Origin of the sequence: Pseudomonas anguilliseptica (assembly GCF_900105355.1) — a bacterium.
Classification (GTDB): Bacteria; Pseudomonadota; Gammaproteobacteria; order Pseudomonadales; family Pseudomonadaceae; genus Aquipseudomonas; species Aquipseudomonas anguilliseptica.
The window spans coordinates 2,454,228-2,470,364 of record NZ_FNSC01000001.1 but is presented as its reverse complement, the minus strand read 5'-3'; the positions used below and the strand labels follow the sequence as shown (position 1 = coordinate 2,470,364).

Below are 16,137 nucleotides of genomic sequence, written 5' to 3'. Positions count from 1 at the left end.
CGGCTATAACCACGTCACATGCTGCTCCAACGGAAAGCGCAGACGCGGGTTATAGACGCCCTTCTCGTCCTGCTTGCCCACCGCCAGCAGCATGATCGGTAACGCCTGATGCGGGATATCCAGAGTCTTGCGCAGACGCACCTCATCGAAGCCTTCCATCGGGCAGGTGGCATAACCATGACTCTGGAAGGCCAGCATCAGATTCTGCGCCGCCAGTGCCGTGGACTTCACCGCCCAGATGCGCATCTGCGCGCGGCTGTTGGGCGCGCGCATCAGTGGTTTGCGCCAGGCGGCAACGCGCAGCAGCTGACGCTTGAACAGCCCCAACAGACCTAATGGTCCCTGGTTGTACTGTAAGCGCTCCATAAACCTCATCTACAAATGATCCGCAGGCCAGCCAATGCTGAGCTCCAATTTCTTTCTGGAGCCAGCCGTCATGATGCGCCCCGACGCCAAAGTCGAAAAAGTCTATCTATACCCCAAGCCGGTGGATTTCCGAAAATCCATCGATGGCCTGGCCGCCCTGGTCGAGCTGGATATCAAGGTGGCGGTGTTCGACCCGGTGCTGTTCGTCTTCCTCAACCGCGCGCGCAGCCGGGTGAAGATTTTGTATTGGGAGCGCAACGGCTTTTGCCTGTGGCTCAAGCGATTGGAGGCTGAACGCTTCAAGTCGCATCCGGAACCTGGCGAAGATGCGATCGTGCTGACGGCCCAGGAGTTGAACTGGTTGTTGGACGGTATCGACCTGTGGCGCAACCGGCCGCACCAGGTTTTGACCCCTAGGTTCGTCACCTGAGCCGGTATAATCCACGGCATGATTTCTGTGCCCGAAACCCTTCCTGATGACCCCGCCGCGCTCAAGCAATTGCTCGCTGAGGTGTTGTCGTCGGCGCAGGAATTGGCCAAGGACAAGGATGGGCAGATCGAGCGCCTGCGCGAACAAAACGCGCTGTTGATCCAGCGCCTGTTCGGCCGTAAATCCGAGCAGAGCAGCGACCCGGATTCACCGCAGCTAGAGATGTTCAACGAAGCGGAAAGCCTGGCCGAAGCGGCGGCTGAAGCTCCGGCCGCTGAGGTCGAGGAAGAAGTCGTTGCGCCGACCAAGCGCCGCGGCAAGCGCAAGCCGTTACCGGCCGAACTACCGCGTGTCGAGGTCATCCACGAACTGCCCGAACACGAACTGACCTGCGAATGCGGTTGCCGCAAGCAGGCCATCGGCGAAGAAACCAGCGAGCAGCTGGAAATCATCCCGATGCAGGTTCAGGTGATCCGCCACATTCGCAAGACCTATGCCTGCAAGGCCTGCGAAAGCGCGCCGGTCACCGCTGACAAACCGGCCCAACTGATCGAGAAAAGGCTGGCCAGCCCGAGCGTGCTGGCGATGCTGCTGACCAGCAAATACGCCGACGGCATCCCACTGTATCGCTTCGAAAAGATGCTCAGTCGCCATGGCATCGACATCCCCCGGCAGACCCTGGCGCGCTGGGTGATCCAGTGCGGCGAACTGCTACAACCGTTGCTCAACCTGATGCGCGACAGGCTGCTGGACAGTCCGGTGATCCACTGCGATGAAACCCGCGTGCAGGTGCTCAAGGAGCCTGGGCGCGATCCGAGCAGCCACTCCTGGATGTGGGTGCAGACCGGTGGCCCGCCTGGCAAACCGGTGATCCTCTTCGACTACACAACCAGCCGCGCGCAGGAGGTGCCGCTGCGCCTGCTCGACGGTTATCGCGGCTACCTGATGACCGACGATTACGCCGGCTACAACGCCGTGGCCGCACAACAAGGTGTTGAGCGCCTGGCCTGCTGGGCGCATGCGCGGCGCAAGTTCGTCGAAGCGCAAAAGGTGCAACCGAAGGGCAAAACCGGGCGTGCCGACATCGCGTTGGGGATGATCAACAAGCTCTACGGCATCGAGCGCGAACTTAAGGATGCCAGCGATGAACAGCGCTACCGGGGCCGCCAGCAGCACAGCCTACCGCTCCTCGATCAGCTCAAGACCTGGCTGGAGAAAACCCAGCCGCAGGTCACGGCGCAGAATGCCCTGGGCAAAGCAGTGAACTACCTGGCGAGCAACTGGAGCCGACTCGAACGCTACATCGAGGCTGGCCACCTGCCGATCGATAACAACGCTGCCGAGCGCGCGATCCGGCCCTTCGTCATAGGTCGCAAGAACTGGCTGTTCAGCGACACGCCGAAAGGCGCGACCGCCAGCGCCCAACTCTACAGCCTGGTGGAAACCGCCAAGACCAATGGCCAGGAGCCCTACGCCTGGCTGCGCCATGTCCTCGAACGCCTGCCGCTGGCCAACAGCGTTGAAGCCTACGAAGCGCTGCTGCCTTGGAACTGCCAACCAACGACGCCACTGTAAAACGCAAAACCTCTCCAGAGGGAGGTGGGGTCTATGGAGCGCTTACAATCAAACAGCGCATCCGGGTCAACCGGGCGCGGCAACTTGGCGACTTTGCCCGCACGCTGCGCAGACGCGCGAAAGCTCGCTCGGCTGCCGGTGTAGATCAGCTTTTCGAAGGGTTTGCGCAGCTTCAAACGGTCCGGCCAGTCAGCCTGGGCGACTCGATTCAGCACTGCCAGGGCACGGCCCTGTACATCGGAACTCATGGCATCTCACTCCATACGGGGGATGCCATGGATCATGCGCGCGGTCAGGGCAAGCGCCTATGACCGCGCCGACGCGCTTGACTGGCAAAGCAGCCAGTCAGTGTGGAGGGTTACTTGCTGCGGATCTTCTCGACGATGGCGGTGGTGGAACTGTTTTCTACCAGCCCCAGCACGCGCACTTCGCCACCATAGGCGCGGACGATATCGCCACCCACCACGCCCTCGATGCCGTAATCACCGCCCTTGACCAGCACATCAGGCTTGACCGCGCGCAGCAGGTTTTCCGGGGTGTCTTCAGTGAAACTCACCACCCAGTCCACGGCGCCGAGACCGGCCAACACGGCCATGCGGCGGCCCACGGCGTTGATCGGCCGACCCGGGCCTTTCAGGCGGCTGACCGAGGCGTCGTCATTGACCGCTAACACCAGACGATCGCCTTGCGCGCGCGCCTGTTCCAGATAGGTGACATGGCCGGCATGCAGGATGTCGAAGCAGCCATTGGTGAAGACAATCTTCTCGCCATGGGCGCGAGCGTCTTCGATGGCCAGCAGCAGTTGATCCAGGCTCAGCACACCGCGCTCGGAGCCGGCATCACGCTGGATTGCGCGGCGCAATTCCGGGGCACTGATCGCTGCAGTACCCAGCTTACCGACCACAATACCGGCAGCCAGATTGGCCAGCGCCACCGCATTCGGCAGTTCCTCGCCCGCTGCCAGACTGGCTGCCAGGGTAGAAATCACCGTATCGCCGGCACCGGTCACGTCGAACACTTCACGGGCACGCGCCGGCAGGTGCAACGCTGGGTGCTCTGGGCGCAGCAAGGTCATACCATGCTCACCACGGGTCACCAGCAACGCACCCAGCTCCAGCTCCGCCATCAGTGCCGCGCCCTTGGCCACCAGCTCGGACTCATCGCGGCAATGGCCGACGATGGTTTCGAACTCGTGCAGGTTCGGCGTAATCAGGCTGGCGCCGCGGTAGATGGAGAAATCCTTGCCCTTGGGGTCGGCCAGCACAGCAATGCCTTTGCTGCGCGCCAGCTGCACCAGCGCCTGATGGTTCTGCAGCGCGCCTTTGCCGTAGTCCGAGAGAATCAGCACCTTGATGCCGTCCAGCTGCTCTTCCACACTCGCAGCCAGGGCCGCGCTGTCGGTGCGGAACGGCTCCTCGAAGTCCATGCGCAAAAGCTGCTGATGACGGCTCATCACGCGCAATTTGACGATGGTCGGCTGGTCTTTGATCGTCTGGAAAAAGGTTTTTACGCCAACCGCCTGCAGGCTGTTGCGCAGGCTTGCGGCGGCTTCATCCTCACCAGTCACGCCGAGCAAGGTGGCTGGCGCACCAAGGGCCGCGATGTTCAGCGCGACGTTGGCCGCGCCGCCCGGACGGTCTTCGATCTGCTCGACCTTGACCACTGGCACCGGCGCTTCCGGCGAAATCCGCGAAGTGCCGCCATGCCAATAACGATCGAGCATGACATCGCCCACCACCAGAACGGCGGCCTGGTCGAAACGCGGCATGGACACTTTCATAAACACTCCAGAAACGGCAGAACAGATTGCCGGGAATCATAACATTGGCTGACCACTACGCTGGCTAACCGCCGAGCGTACGCACCCAGAACAGTTCATGGCGGCGCACCGCCTTGCGGAAGAATTCGTCTTCACCGGTAGCGGGCCAGCGCCGCCCGACCAGCACACGCTGAATCCAGCGGCGGAGACGCCGTTTAACCGGCAACGGGCCTTGTAAATCGTGCTGCATGGCCAACGCCATGGCTTTATCCAGTTGCTGCGCGGCATCCAGGCACGGGCTCCACAGCCCATCAGCCGGCAGCGCTTCGATGGCCGGCGGCAGGGCAATGCCAAAACCGGCCGGCCCCATGGGCCAACGGTCGTTGTCGTGCAGATGATTGGCGTAAAACAGCAACGTTTTCGGCTTGTGCCGGCTCAGCTCAATCGCCTCCAACAGCGCCTGGGTGCTGGCGACGTGGTCGCTGTGCGGGTCCAGCTGCGGGTGCGGGGTGACGACAACCTCAGGCTGGTAGTGCTCAAGCGCAGCCACCAGATCCGCCAGCAGATTGCGCCAGCTGGGCACACCATCGGTATCGCCGGGAAACGGCAGGGCATTGTTCGCGCGCACGCTGCGAATATCCGCTTCACCGGACTCACGCGAACCGAACGCCTGATCAGGCAGGGCCTGCATCGCCGGCAACTGCAGGCAGTAATAGCCGAGCTGCAAGCACTGGCTTTGCGGTACACCGCCCCACAGCGGCACAGCCAAGCTGTCCCAGGCACGCAGGCGGCCTTTGAGCCGAGCGGCAGCCGCTTGTTCCAGACCCAGGGGCTGATAGGCCTCAGCCTCAATTTCGCCCTGCGTGAGGGTCAGGATGCTGATCTCACGCGCCCGACTGTACAGGCCAAAGGCGGCCAGTTCAGCGTCGTCGGAATGCGGCGCGATAATCATCAAACGCTGCTCGGCGTAGTCCGGGTTGCGTTGCGCATGGAGCGTGACGAGCGGATCCAGACGGCAAAACCGACCACGCAGCGACAGCTTGCCCTGCGCCAATAGCTCGCCCTGTCCGGACAGATTCAGATAGCGCCGCCCGTCCACGCCCCGCTCAAAATCCTGACGGTCGTTGCCGATCAGCACATAAGGATCAAACCAACGGCCCAGCCAACTGGCTTTTATGAGCACCTGCAGAATCAGGGCATCCGCCGCCTCCAGTTCGCCTTCCAGCCTCACGCAACCCGCGTCTATGCGACCATTTACGGCGCGGGTCGACTCGGCAAAGGCATAGCTGTAGTCATCGCCGGGCGAATAGAACAGGTGATCAGCAAACCAGGCCTCATGCGCAACCCAACCCAGCACTAGAAGGATCGGCACCCACCACCAGGCGACCAGCACGCCAACGAGCGCCAACACAACAAGTGCCAAAAGCAACGCGATGCGCTTTTGCCGGCGATGGCGCTTGAGCAGGATATGTTTACGAGCTGACATAATCAGACCTGATAAACCGCAACGCGGTTGCACCAGCGGTCTTTGTATTCGCGATCAGCCCGGCCAAAGGAATAGCGCAGCGGCTTACCCAGCGCGCGCGCCTCACTCCAGGCGGTCTGCGTATTGATAAAACTCAGCACGCTGCCGGGGCTAAATTCGCGGTTTTGCGGATCAACGCCGCCGTTGATGTATTCCAGGCTGACCCACTGCGGCGCTTCGACGCGGTACAGCACCTGAATCGCCACTGGCTGATCATTCAGGTAGATCAGCGAGCCGGTCATAAAGTCACGCATCAGGCTGAACACCTCAGCTAGATGCGCCTTACCGGTGGCTTCAAAACCCCAGCGACGCTGAAACAGCTCAGCATAAATCACCGCCTGCTCGGCTGCGGAAAGCTCCAGCATCGGCCGAATCACTCCGCCCGCCTCTTCCAGCAAACGCTGCTCACGACGCTGGTTGTAGCGGAACTTTTTGCTGTATTCCTCAGGCTCGCGCGCCAAGGCCAGGCCCTCTGGCTGCTCACGCAGGGTGCTGATCGCAGCGGCATTGAGCATTGAAATATAACGACCGCGATGGCGCAGCGAGACGCAGGCTGAGGGCGCGATCGGAAGAATCAATTCCGCATTGCCTAAGTCGAACAGGCCGCGTTTGCCCTGCTGCTTGAGCACATCCTTGGACAACGCCAGGTGCCGCCCCCAGGTCGGAATAGCGGCTTGCAACTCGCCACCGGCAAACCAGCCCAGGTAACGCACCGGCAAACCCGCGAATTCAGCCAGGCGCTCAACCACCTGCGGATGGGTGGCGACACTGCCGCCAAACCGTTGCCAGGCGTCGGCGTACTCAGCTCCCTCGATGACCATCCAGCCACGCTCGCGCCAGGCGCGCAAATGGCTGAGCATCAGGAGCTTGGTTCCATGTTCATGTCGATATCTTCTGCAAAATCGCGGGCATGCAGACGCGCGTAGTAGCCATTAAGTGCCAATAGCTGCGCATGAGTGCCGCGCTCAACGATTTCGCCCTGTTCCATCACCAGAATCAGATCGGCTTTCTCGATCGTGCTCAGGCGATGGGCAATCACAATAGTGGTGCGCCCTTCAACAACCTTATCCAACGCAGCCTGAATATGCCGCTCAGACTCGGTGTCCAGCGCTGACGTCGCTTCATCCAGAATCAACATTGGCGCATCCTTGAGCAGTGCACGAGCGATCGCCAAGCGCTGACGTTGGCCACCCGAGAGCAGCACTCCATTCTCGCCAACGAGCGTGTCATACCCCTGCGGCATCTTCTCGATAAACTCGGCAGCGTAAGCATCCTCTGCAGCACGTTTAACAGCATCCAGGGGGGCATCGCACAAATCACCATATGCAATGTTGTTACGCACGGTGTCATTGAACAGCGTGACATGCTGAGTCACCAGAGCAATATGGCGACGAAGGTTACGCAGTGTGTACTCTTCTACATCCAGGGCATCGAGCAAAATCTGACCTTGCTCATGGTGGTAGAAACGTGGAATCAAACTCGCCAACGTGGACTTACCGCTACCAGAACGCCCCACCAACGCCACCATCTGCCCTGGCTCAGCAATAAAGGAAATGTTGTTGAGTACCGGCTTTTCACTGGTCGGATACTGGAAGCTGAGATTGCTGACCTGCAAACGCCCAGTGACTCGCTCACGCGCCTGAGTACCGACATCGACCTCCGAAGACTCATCCAGTTGCTCGAAAATACTCTCTGCTCCGGCCACCCCTTTCTGAATAGTCGAGCTGACCTCAGACAGCTGACGAATCGGCTTGGGTAAAAGACCGGCCAGCGTAATATACGCAACTAAATCGCCCGCACTGGCATCCCCACGCAACAACAGAACCAAGAACATCAAAACGGCCATGGCGCTGTAGATCACCAACTGCAGGCTCGGGGTGTAGACCGCACCTGTTTTAACCATTTTTAGCTGCTTAAGCCGATTATCCTCACTGGCAGCCTGGAAGCGTTGTTGCTCATAGCGCTCCCCCCCAAAACTACGAACGACTCGATAACCCTGAATTGTTTCCGAAGCCACATGGGTGACATCCCCCATTGCCACTTGACTCTTTTTACTTTGTTTACGAAATTTTTTACTCGTACTGGATACCATTAAACCAATAACAGGCAGTATCGCAACCATCACCAGAGTGAGTTTCCAATTCATCCACAGCAACGTTGCGAAAAGAAAGACGACCGTCATTCCCTCACGCACCACCACCTTGATCGCATCTGTAGCAGCGCCTGTGACCATGGTGACGTTATAAGTGAGCCTTGAAATCAGGTGACCTGAATTGTGGCTATCAAAATATCGATTCGGCAGCGTTAGCAGGTTGTTGAATAACGCGATGCGCAGATCCTGAACCAAGCCCATGGAAACTTTGGCCAAGTAAAAGTTTCCAAGGAATGAACCAATTCCCTGCCAAAGAGCGATTAGTACAATAAGCAGCGGGACTGCCTGAAGCAGTTTGAGCTGGGCGAGCCAGGGCGCATGCTCTTGCATCCAAGGTACGCCGGAAAAAAGCCCAACATTGGGGTCACCCAAGCCATCCACAAAGAACTTAAGGATGTAACCAAGCATTGGCTGAGTTGAAGCGAAGATCAGAAAACCAACAATACTGATCAAAAACATACCAATGTACGGTTTCACGTACCCCAGCAATCGAAAGTAGACTTTCAGGCTACTCGGCTGGGCCGCGTCATCTTTCACATCACTCATCAATCAACTCGCTTCAATACAGACGTGCCGCAGTTTATCACTGTGCGGTTGTGCAACGAGGGCAAGCGTTAGCGCCAGCGGAAACCAGATTACAAACCACTCAGCCCTAGGCGTACCCCATAGACTGGCTGCATCGAATTGAAGCGCCACTAGCGAGACAACCAATGTTCCGAACACCAGCCGACCTTCGGCGGAAAAACGATGTCGCCACGCAATATGAAATGCGCTTAGCCACAGACCGATCCACAAGGCCACACCAGGTAACCCCAATTCAACTGCGGCATGGGTAAAACTATTGTGCGTGTGATCGAACCCCTCGGGGTAATTAAATGTCACAACGCGATAATCGGTGCCGATGCCTAACCCGAGCAAAGGGTTTTGCAAGAACATGTCGAGACTCGCCTGAAAAATTTCTGGCCGGTACGACAGGCCGCGCGCGAGGATGAGCGGCGCAAACAGCTCGTAGCCTACCCAGCAAACAAGCATTATCGCCGCACTACCGAGCCACACAGCTCGCCCGCCACGAAGCAAAAGCAAGGAAAAAACACCAACTATCAACGCCAGTATTGCCCCGCGGCTCTGCCCTAGCAGAACAAACGCTAAAGCGAATAGCATCAATACACCCCATATAATGCATGGCCAGACACGAGAAGGCTTGAACCGTGCCCCCCAAATCACTACCAGCGCCATCACGTATGCCCCGAGAATTGGATGCCCCAATTGCCCGACGCCCTCAAGTCGAACACTGATAGGCTGCAAATCGCGAATATAAAAGAGGTAAATACTGACAAAACAAGCAAAGGCCAAGCCTACAAAGCCAACCGATAGCCCCTGCCATATCCTCCGAGGCTGCTCAGCGCCCAATAACGCCAGAGAAACAAGAAATAGCACAACATACAAAACGCGCTTCAGTTCTCTCGATGGCTCCTCAGCCCCAGTCCACACTGCGCTCAACGCGGCCCACGCCAAGAAGAGAACTAAACACGAGCAGAACAGCCGACTTTTTCGCCAAATGCCCAGCAGGTGCTTGCGAAAGATCACCATCGCCAACAGGCCAGGCAACCAGAGCAACACAACCAGTGCTTGCTGATAAATTTTATTGCTGGGGGCCCATGCAATACCCATCAAAAACCACAAATAACCGCACGTTATCAGCAGCATTATTCCTGTCGCTTGAATCCTCAACTTCAACTCCTAAGGATGGTCTGAAGTAGCCATGTATTTCTGGCTGACTTCAGCCCCCGCCGATTTTGAAAGCGGCAAATCGATCAAAAACGATCAGATTACCCATTCATTTCTGTGTTTTTAGCCGCCGCGAGTAGCTCGCGGCAGCCATTTCCCGCATTACAGGCGCACCTCTCCTGCATTGGTCAGTAAATGTCGGCGTGCCATCCACAGGTTCGACAGCGCGAACAGCGTCACCAGTTGCGCCGTGTTCTTGGCCAAGCCACGGAAGCGTGTCTTTACATAACTGAACTGACGCTTGATCACCCGGAACGGGTGCTCAACCTTGGCGCGCACCTGGGCCTTGGCCTTCTCGATCTTGCGTTTGGCTTTGTACAGCGGGCTGCTCTTACCCAGCTTCTTATAGGTGCTGCGGCGGGCAGCAACCTGCCAGATCACCTCGCGCCCATCATGTTCGGGGCGCTTTTCGACGCCGGTATAACCCGCATCGGCGCACACCACGTTTTCCTCGCCGTGCAGCAACTTGTCGACCTGAGTGACATCCGCCACGTTGGCCGCCGTGCCTACCACGCTGTGTACCAGCCCCGACTCGTCATCCACGCCAATGTGCGCCTTCATGCCGAAGTAGTATTGGTTGCCCTTCTTGGCCTGGTGCATCTCTGGGTCGCGTTTGCCGTCCTTGTTCTTGGTCGAACTCGGCGCATTGATCAGCGTGGCATCGACGATGGTGCCTTGGCGCAACGACAGGCCACGGTCGCCAAGATAGCCATTGATGACGGCCAGGATGCCGGCAGCCAACTCATGTTTCTCCAGCAGACGACGGAAGTTGAGGATGGTGGTTTCGTCGGGGATACGTTCCAGGCTCAGCCCGGCGAACTGCCGCAGGATAGTGGTCTCGTACAGCGCTTCTTCCATCGCCGGGTCGCTGTAGCCGAACCAGTTCTGCATCAGGTGCACACGTAGCATCGCCATCAGCGGATAGGCCGGCCGACCGCCTTCACCCTTGGGGTAATACGGTTCGATCAGTGCGATCAAACCCTTCCACGGCACCACCCGATCCATCTCGATCAGGAACAACTCTTTGCGGGTCTGCTTGCGTTTGCCGGCGTACTCGGCATCGGCGAAGGTCATTTGCTTCATCGGAAAACTCGGCGGGTGGCGTCCGGGCATTTTGCCAAAATCAGGAAGTCTTATTCAGAGTTTCCCTAACGCCCAGGGCACTCAGCGGGCGGCTCAATCTAAAAAAGGGGTATTCTATGCCGTATCTAACATTCGATGCCTTACGTAATGAACACCACCCCACAACTCGCCTATCTCGCCTTCGGCGCAGACATTTACCAACGCGAGGCGGTTTTCAGCATAGCCAGCGCGCTCGCTCATTCAGCACTCTGCCCAAACGATCGGCAGTTTGAGATTCGGGTCTTTACCGACAACCCTCAGCTCTACACGAGACTTCCCGTCACAACTTGCACCATAGACCCTACCTGGGATGGTCCTCACCGCTACCATTTCAGGATCAAACATGCCGTCTTGCTTAACGTACTCAGTGAGTATGAAAAAGCTGTACTGATTGACACTGACACGTTTTTCCGTGCCTCTCCTGACTCGCTTTTCGAGCGCGTTACCAGTGGTCACCTGCTCTGCAATGCTATCGGAGCGACTCTCGGAGAATCGCCATCGTTTCCCAGCCAGTCAGCCACCCACCTCAAGCAGTCAGGGCTCTGGAAAACGAACTTGCGCCAGACGAACTCTGGTGTAATCGGCTTAACCACACTTGACAAAGGGGTTCTCGAACACTCAATTAAGCTGATGGATGACCTGCGCCCACTGGTACCTGAACTCTATACGCTAGAAGAATTCAGCTTAGCTCTGGCAGCACATGGCCAGCTTCAACTCAACGCCTGCACCGACCTCATACACCACTACTGGAGTCGCAAGGCGCAGTTCAGAGCCAAAATCCAAGCGTGGCACACAAAGCACCACGCTGAGCCTCTGAGCAAAGCTGCGATGGCAGATGTACTGCTCGTGAATGATCGCCTACCACGACCGCCACAGCCTTATCGAGGCTGGCAAAAAACATTGACCGCGTTAATCGCCAAAGAGCGCCGACAGCTTCTGCGTGAACTGCTTTATGGATGTCATACCTACGCCAACGAGTTTGACTGCGCTTGTGCAGAGGCCTGGTGGGATAAAGCATTAGTCAATGTCGAAAAACGACTGGGAAAACCGCTGAGTACTGAGCAAATAACGCTATGGCTTGCAGACCCATTGTTAAAACTGCTAGCGGGCAGCCACTACGACACCATGCAAGCCCACCTGCTTGACCGCTTCAATGTCAAGCAGGCCGTTTAAAGCAAAGGACACACGATGCTCAGCACAAAACACCTGACCGATAGCGCGCTGGCGACCCTGACCACTGATGCGAAAGTACTCGAAGAAGACAGCCTGGGACCCAAGGTTTATCGCCTCACCAACGGCCACTTCCTTAAGCTTTTCCGGCGCAAACGCTTGATTTCCTCAGCCCTGCTCAGACCGTATTCCATACGTTTTTATCAAAATGCAGAGCGTCTGGCTAAATTAGGCATTCCAACGCTAACGCCTATGACGCTGTACACCTTCCCTGAAAAGCAGCTCAGCGCCGTTCTCTATGCACCGCTTCCAGGCCAGACGCTCAAGGAGCTGTACCTGCAAGATCCCGGAAGCTTCATCACGCGCCTGCCGGCTCTCTGTGACTTTATTCGCGCACTTCACAGAAAAGGCATTTACTTCCGCTCACTCCACCTGGGCAACATCGTGCTGACCCCACAAAACACCTTGGGGCTAATTGATGTTGCCGATATGGCATTTCACCGCCGGCCACTGTCAAGAGCCAAGGCAGCACGCAATCTCAAGCACTTCGCCCGTCTGCTGCGGCAAATGGAAATTGCAGAACGCTTTCCAATGGCCGAATTATCGGCAGCCGTTCTAAACTAACGCGCAAGCAAACGCTGGTAAAACACCTCGAAGCGCGCCCAAACGCCCTCGGCATCCATACCAGCACGTTGCACGTGAGCAAGGGCACCGAGGTCTTCTGTCAGCACAGTATTGAGCGCATCACGCCAGGCCTCGGTAGCGAACGGCAAAAGCCCTGTAGCGCCGTTGAGCTGTTCACGAAAGACGGCTAAATCACTCGCCAAAACCGGTACACCTGCAATCACTGCCTCAGGCAAAACCAACCCCAACCCCTCCTGTTCCGACGGAATGCATATCAGATCAAACGCAGAGTAAAGTCGCGGGACCTCGGCATGATGACCAGTCAAATGAACCTGGTTAATCACGCCCAACTCTTCAGCAAGGGCTGCCAGATGTTGGCGCTCAACGCCCTCACCGACAATCACAAGACGATCCTCGGGGTTGTTCAGGAGCCAACCCGCGGCAGCAGTCACCAGACGACTAAAGCCTTTCTCTGGCACCAGGCGGCCCACCGCGCCAATCGTCCGTCCGGCACCTGGCGGAATTCCAAGGGCACGCTGCGCGGCTTCTCGCGCCATAAGCGAGGATCGAAATGCCACGGGTTCGATCGCTACACGCCCGTTCAGCACCTTTAAGCCGACCTGCGCTTCAAGCTCAGCAGCCAACGTGGCAGAAACCGCAACCAGATCCAGACGACCCGCAGGAAAGCGTCTCAAGAGAGCAATATGTGCGGCCTTTAGCCGTTTTGAGCCATGAAACATCACCACAGCTCGTGCAGCGGTCAACTTTTCCAACAAGGGGAGAATGAAAGCTGCCACACCGATGCCGTCGATAAGTACCACGCGGGGCGGTTGCTGCATCAGTCGCTTGGCCAGCTGCCGTCGAGCCAGCACACGCTGTAGCGCCCCCAAAAGCCCTGCACCCTTGATTCGCGCCGTGGAAAGACCGAGCGCGGTAACGCGCCCCACATCAGCAAGCGGTGCGGCATCACCTGACTGCAATAGCAGCGTTTCTACAGGTTCACCGGGCTTACCCAGCTGGAGAATCTGCCGATGCACCTTATGCACGGAGACGAAGGCTGCACCACCGCTCCACATAACGTTCAGAACGCTCACAATCACTCCTTAATTGGACTGCCAGGCCTTCAGATCAACTTCCACCTGGCCAGCAGACGAAGAAACCACGGCGAATGTTTGTGAACACGTAATGTAGGACGCATGGCCTCGGCGATTGCATGCCCGATTGCTGCAAAGCTGTAACGCTGCTCCACCAGCACTCTACCGGCCTCTGCAATCATCTGGGCTCTTTCCGGGTCGGCGCGCAACATGCCAAATTTTTCGCGCAGTTCGGGAATATTGCGGTACAGCACCAGGTTATGCATATCGACAAAACCCAGCGCCGCATTTTCTTCGGCACCCTGGTCATAGGCGAGTAATACACACCCCACGGCCATCGCCTCAAAGTTCTTGATCATGTATTCACCCATCCCGACATCTGCGCTTACGAAGAAACGGATACGGTTGAGTGTGTCGTTATATTCCTGGCCGGATTGCGTCTTGGTGACCAACAGGTTCTCGACGGACGCCAACTCATCCAGCAGTGCCTTGCGCCCGCTGTAGGCCACGCTCTTGGTGCTGCCAATAAAGGCCAACTCGATATCACGCGCCAGACCTTGATAGGTCATCAGCCCCTGGTCGTAGCCTTTGGGCACGAAAACAGCATCGAACCCTTCGGCACGCAAGCGCTGGCTGACTTGGGCACCGGAGCTGATGATACGCACCCAGGGCATACGCCGGTAGTGGGCGCTGAACTTGCCCGTGTATTTGCACGGAATATAGTTTTGATAAGCGTCGTGCTCGAGAATCACCACATTGGGCAGCGTGCGAATGAAGCGCCATTGGCGCATCTCTTTCTTGAAGCGCAGGAAGAAAAGAACCCTGTCGTAACGGGACAGATCAACGTGCTCGCGGAAATAGCGTTTCAGATTGGCCTGCTCATCGCTACTCAGCCAACGAATGTCGCAGCTGTCGCATGAGGCGGCGATGCCGTCATACAGCCTGTCTAAGATTGCACGCTGCTCGGCTTGAACCAGAAAAAGCACGTTCACTGACACACCTCAAAAACGCTATCCATAATCGCCTATGAGAACAGCGCAATAGCTGCCCCGAAGCATCTATACAGCGAGCAACCGCCACGAAAGCAGAAGCAGAGCCTGTCGTTGAATCCGCTAGAGCGTCCCACTTGGTAGTTGCAACAGTTCGGCCAAACGCTGCTTATGCCGCCGGCTGAGGACTTTACTCCAGGGCTGATTGCTCAGCGCGTAGCCTTTGACTACGACTTTTCGCCTTAGGGATCCTCTGAAGTAGCCATGCGTTTCAGGCCGACTTCAGCCTCCGCTGATTTTGAAAGCGGAAAATCGATCAAAAACGATCATATCATCCGCTTATTTTTGTGTTTTTAGCCGCCGCGAGCACCTCGCGGCGGCTATTGCCCATATTACGGGCGCACCTCTCCTGCAGTTGCCAGTAAATGTCTGCGTGCCATCCACAGGTTCGACAGCGCAAACAGCGTGACCAACTGCGCCGTGTTCTTGGCCAGGCCGCGGAAGCGCGTCTTCACATAGCCGAACTGCCGCTTGATCACCCGAAACGGGTGCTCGACCTTGGCGCGCACCTGGGCTTTGGCCTTCTCGATCTTGCGCTTGGCTTTGTATAGCGCGCTGCGCTTATCGAGTTTCTTGTAGGTGCTGCGGCGTGCCGCCACCTGCCAGATAACCTTCCGACCCTCATGCTCCGGACGCTTTTCCACACCGGTGTAACCTGCGTCGGTACAAACCACGTTCTCGTCGCCATGCAGCAGCTTATCCACCTGGGTGACGTCCGCCACGTTGGCCGCCGTGCCCACCACGCTGTGCACCAGTCCAGACTTGTCATCCACACCGATGTGGGCCTTCATGCCGAAGTAGTACTGGTTGCCCTTCTTGGTCTGGTGCATCTCCGGGTCGCGTTTACCGTCTTTGTTTTTGGTCGAGCTGGGCGCATTGATCAACGTCGCATCGACGATGGTGCCCTGGCGCAGGGACAGGCCGCGATCCCCCAGGTAGCCGTTGATCACAGCCAAGATGCCAGCCGCCAGTTCGTTTTTTTCCAGTACGCGACGGAAGTTGAGGATGGTGGTTTCGTCAGGGATACGCTCCAGGCTCAACCCGGCGAACTGCCGCAGAATGGTCGTTTCGTACAGCGCCTCTTCCATCGCAGGATCGCTGTAACCGAGCCAGTTTTGCATCAGATGAACACGCAGCATCGCCATCAACGGGTACGCCGGGCGACCGCCTTCACCCTTGGGGTAATGTGGATCGATCAGGGCAATCAAGCCCTTCCACGGCACCACCCGATCCATCTCGATCAGGAACAACTCTTTGCGGGTCTGCTTGCGCTTGCCGGCGTACTCGGCATCGGCGAAGGTCATCTGCTTCATCGGAAAACTCGGTGGGTGGCGTCCGGGCATTTTGCCAAAATCAGGAAGACTTATTCAGAGTTTCCTTAGGGATGGTCTGAAGTAGCCATGTATTTCTGGCTGACTTCAGCCCCCGCCGATTTTGAAAGCGGCAAATCGATCAAAAACGATCAGATTACCCATTCATTTCT

The 16,137-nt window shown here is 57.5% G+C and carries 13 protein-coding genes and 2 pseudogenes; 4 read left to right on the top strand and 11 right to left on the bottom strand.

Annotated features, from left to right (window positions below):
• Nucleotides 1-3: 3 nt before the first annotated feature.
• Nucleotides 4-354: pseudogene (locus tag BLW24_RS11850) on the bottom strand (nitroreductase family protein); the annotation flags it as partial.
• Nucleotides 355-400: 46 nt separating this feature from the next.
• Between BLW24_RS11850 and tnpB the strand changes: the two are divergent.
• Together tnpB and tnpC are read left to right on the top strand one after the other, a co-directional pair.
• Complete coding sequence (gene tnpB / locus BLW24_RS11845) at nucleotides 401-796, top strand: IS66 family insertion sequence element accessory protein TnpB (protein ID WP_244161054.1); 396 nt, start codon at nucleotides 401-403, stop codon at nucleotides 794-796.
• An 18-nt stretch (nucleotides 797-814) separates the two neighbouring features.
• Nucleotides 815-2,371: an IS66 family transposase gene (gene tnpC / locus BLW24_RS11840; RefSeq protein ID WP_090375563.1), complete on the top strand. Its 1,557-nt coding sequence runs from the start codon at nucleotides 815-817 to the stop codon at nucleotides 2,369-2,371.
• A gap of 17 nt (nucleotides 2,372-2,388) precedes the next feature.
• Here the strand turns inward: tnpC and BLW24_RS11835 are convergent.
• From BLW24_RS11835 to BLW24_RS11805, 7 genes and pseudogenes are all read right to left on the bottom strand, one after another.
• Nucleotides 2,389-2,619: pseudogene (locus BLW24_RS11835) on the bottom strand (acyl-CoA dehydrogenase family protein); the annotation flags it as partial.
• A 110-nt stretch (nucleotides 2,620-2,729) separates the two neighbouring features.
• Nucleotides 2,730-4,151, bottom strand: coding sequence for a bifunctional D-glycero-beta-D-manno-heptose-7-phosphate kinase/D-glycero-beta-D-manno-heptose 1-phosphate adenylyltransferase HldE (hldE, locus tag BLW24_RS11830; protein WP_090380767.1), 1,422 nt, complete (start codon nucleotides 4,149-4,151; stop codon nucleotides 2,730-2,732).
• A 64-nt stretch (nucleotides 4,152-4,215) separates the two neighbouring features.
• Complete coding sequence (locus BLW24_RS11825; RefSeq protein WP_090380764.1) at nucleotides 4,216-5,616, bottom strand: PIG-L deacetylase family protein; 1,401 nt, start codon at nucleotides 5,614-5,616, stop codon at nucleotides 4,216-4,218.
• Nucleotides 5,617-5,618: 2 nt separating this feature from the next.
• Entirely contained in the window at nucleotides 5,619-6,515 is an 897-nt protein-coding gene (locus BLW24_RS11820) for a GNAT family N-acetyltransferase (protein ID WP_090380761.1), read from the bottom strand.
• Complete coding sequence (msbA, locus tag BLW24_RS11815; RefSeq protein WP_090380758.1) at nucleotides 6,515-8,353, bottom strand: lipid A export permease/ATP-binding protein MsbA; 1,839 nt, start codon at nucleotides 8,351-8,353, stop codon at nucleotides 6,515-6,517. Before msbA ends, BLW24_RS11820 begins: the two co-directional genes overlap by 1 nt.
• A gap of 3 nt (nucleotides 8,354-8,356) precedes the next feature.
• The gene (locus BLW24_RS11810) at nucleotides 8,357-9,538 is read right to left on the bottom strand and encodes an O-antigen ligase family protein (RefSeq protein WP_167360357.1); all 1,182 of its coding nucleotides are present in this window, start codon (nucleotides 9,536-9,538) and stop codon (nucleotides 8,357-8,359) included.
• A gap of 159 nt (nucleotides 9,539-9,697) precedes the next feature.
• Entirely contained in the window at nucleotides 9,698-10,678 is a 981-nt protein-coding gene (locus tag BLW24_RS11805; RefSeq protein WP_090375425.1) for an IS5 family transposase, read from the bottom strand.
• Nucleotides 10,679-10,825: 147 nt separating this feature from the next.
• Here BLW24_RS11805 and BLW24_RS11800 point away from each other — a divergent pair, with 147 nt between their 5' ends.
• Both BLW24_RS11800 and BLW24_RS11795 read left to right on the top strand, forming a co-directional pair.
• Complete coding sequence (locus tag BLW24_RS11800; RefSeq protein WP_244161147.1) at nucleotides 10,826-11,890, top strand: hypothetical protein; 1,065 nt, start codon at nucleotides 10,826-10,828, stop codon at nucleotides 11,888-11,890.
• A 15-nt stretch (nucleotides 11,891-11,905) separates the two neighbouring features.
• The gene (locus BLW24_RS11795) at nucleotides 11,906-12,511 is read left to right on the top strand and encodes a BUD32 family EKC/KEOPS complex subunit (protein WP_090380747.1); all 606 of its coding nucleotides are present in this window, start codon (nucleotides 11,906-11,908) and stop codon (nucleotides 12,509-12,511) included.
• On the opposite strand, the gene BLW24_RS11790 is transcribed toward BLW24_RS11795, so the two are convergent.
• From BLW24_RS11790 to BLW24_RS11780, 3 genes are all read right to left on the bottom strand, one after another.
• Nucleotides 12,508-13,605, bottom strand: a complete 1,098-nt coding sequence (locus BLW24_RS11790) for a glycosyltransferase (protein ID WP_139272661.1) — start codon at nucleotides 13,603-13,605, stop codon at nucleotides 12,508-12,510. The genes BLW24_RS11795 and BLW24_RS11790 overlap by 4 nt on opposite strands.
• 29 nt (nucleotides 13,606-13,634) lie before the next feature.
• Nucleotides 13,635-14,597, bottom strand: a complete 963-nt coding sequence (locus BLW24_RS11785) for a glycosyltransferase (RefSeq protein WP_090380741.1) — start codon at nucleotides 14,595-14,597, stop codon at nucleotides 13,635-13,637.
• Between the two features lie 389 nt (nucleotides 14,598-14,986).
• Complete coding sequence (locus BLW24_RS11780; RefSeq protein ID WP_090375222.1) at nucleotides 14,987-15,967, bottom strand: IS5 family transposase; 981 nt, start codon at nucleotides 15,965-15,967, stop codon at nucleotides 14,987-14,989.
• Nucleotides 15,968-16,137 lie beyond the last annotated feature (170 nt).

Excerpts from the sequence above, each read along its gene's own strand:
- tnpB (WP_244161054.1), top strand. The coding sequence starts at position 401 with ATGCTGAGCTCCAATTTCTTTCTGGAGCCAGCCGTCATGATGCGCCCC.
- tnpC (WP_090375563.1), top strand. The coding sequence starts at position 815 with ATGATTTCTGTGCCCGAAACCCTTCCTGATGACCCCGCCGCGCTCAAG.
- hldE (WP_090380767.1), bottom strand. The coding sequence starts at position 4,151 with ATGAAAGTGTCCATGCCGCGTTTCGACCAGGCCGCCGTTCTGGTGGTG.
- BLW24_RS11825 (WP_090380764.1), bottom strand. The coding sequence starts at position 5,616 with ATGTCAGCTCGTAAACATATCCTGCTCAAGCGCCATCGCCGGCAAAAG.
- BLW24_RS11820 (WP_090380761.1), bottom strand. The coding sequence starts at position 6,515 with ATGCTCAGCCATTTGCGCGCCTGGCGCGAGCGTGGCTGGATGGTCATC.
- msbA (WP_090380758.1), bottom strand. The coding sequence starts at position 8,353 with ATGAGTGATGTGAAAGATGACGCGGCCCAGCCGAGTAGCCTGAAAGTC.
- BLW24_RS11805 (WP_090375425.1), bottom strand. The coding sequence starts at position 10,678 with ATGAAGCAAATGACCTTCGCCGATGCCGAGTACGCCGGCAAACGCAAG.
- BLW24_RS11800 (WP_244161147.1), top strand. The coding sequence starts at position 10,826 with ATGAACACCACCCCACAACTCGCCTATCTCGCCTTCGGCGCAGACATT.
- BLW24_RS11795 (WP_090380747.1), top strand. The coding sequence starts at position 11,906 with ATGCTCAGCACAAAACACCTGACCGATAGCGCGCTGGCGACCCTGACC.
- BLW24_RS11780 (WP_090375222.1), bottom strand. The coding sequence starts at position 15,967 with ATGAAGCAGATGACCTTCGCCGATGCCGAGTACGCCGGCAAGCGCAAG.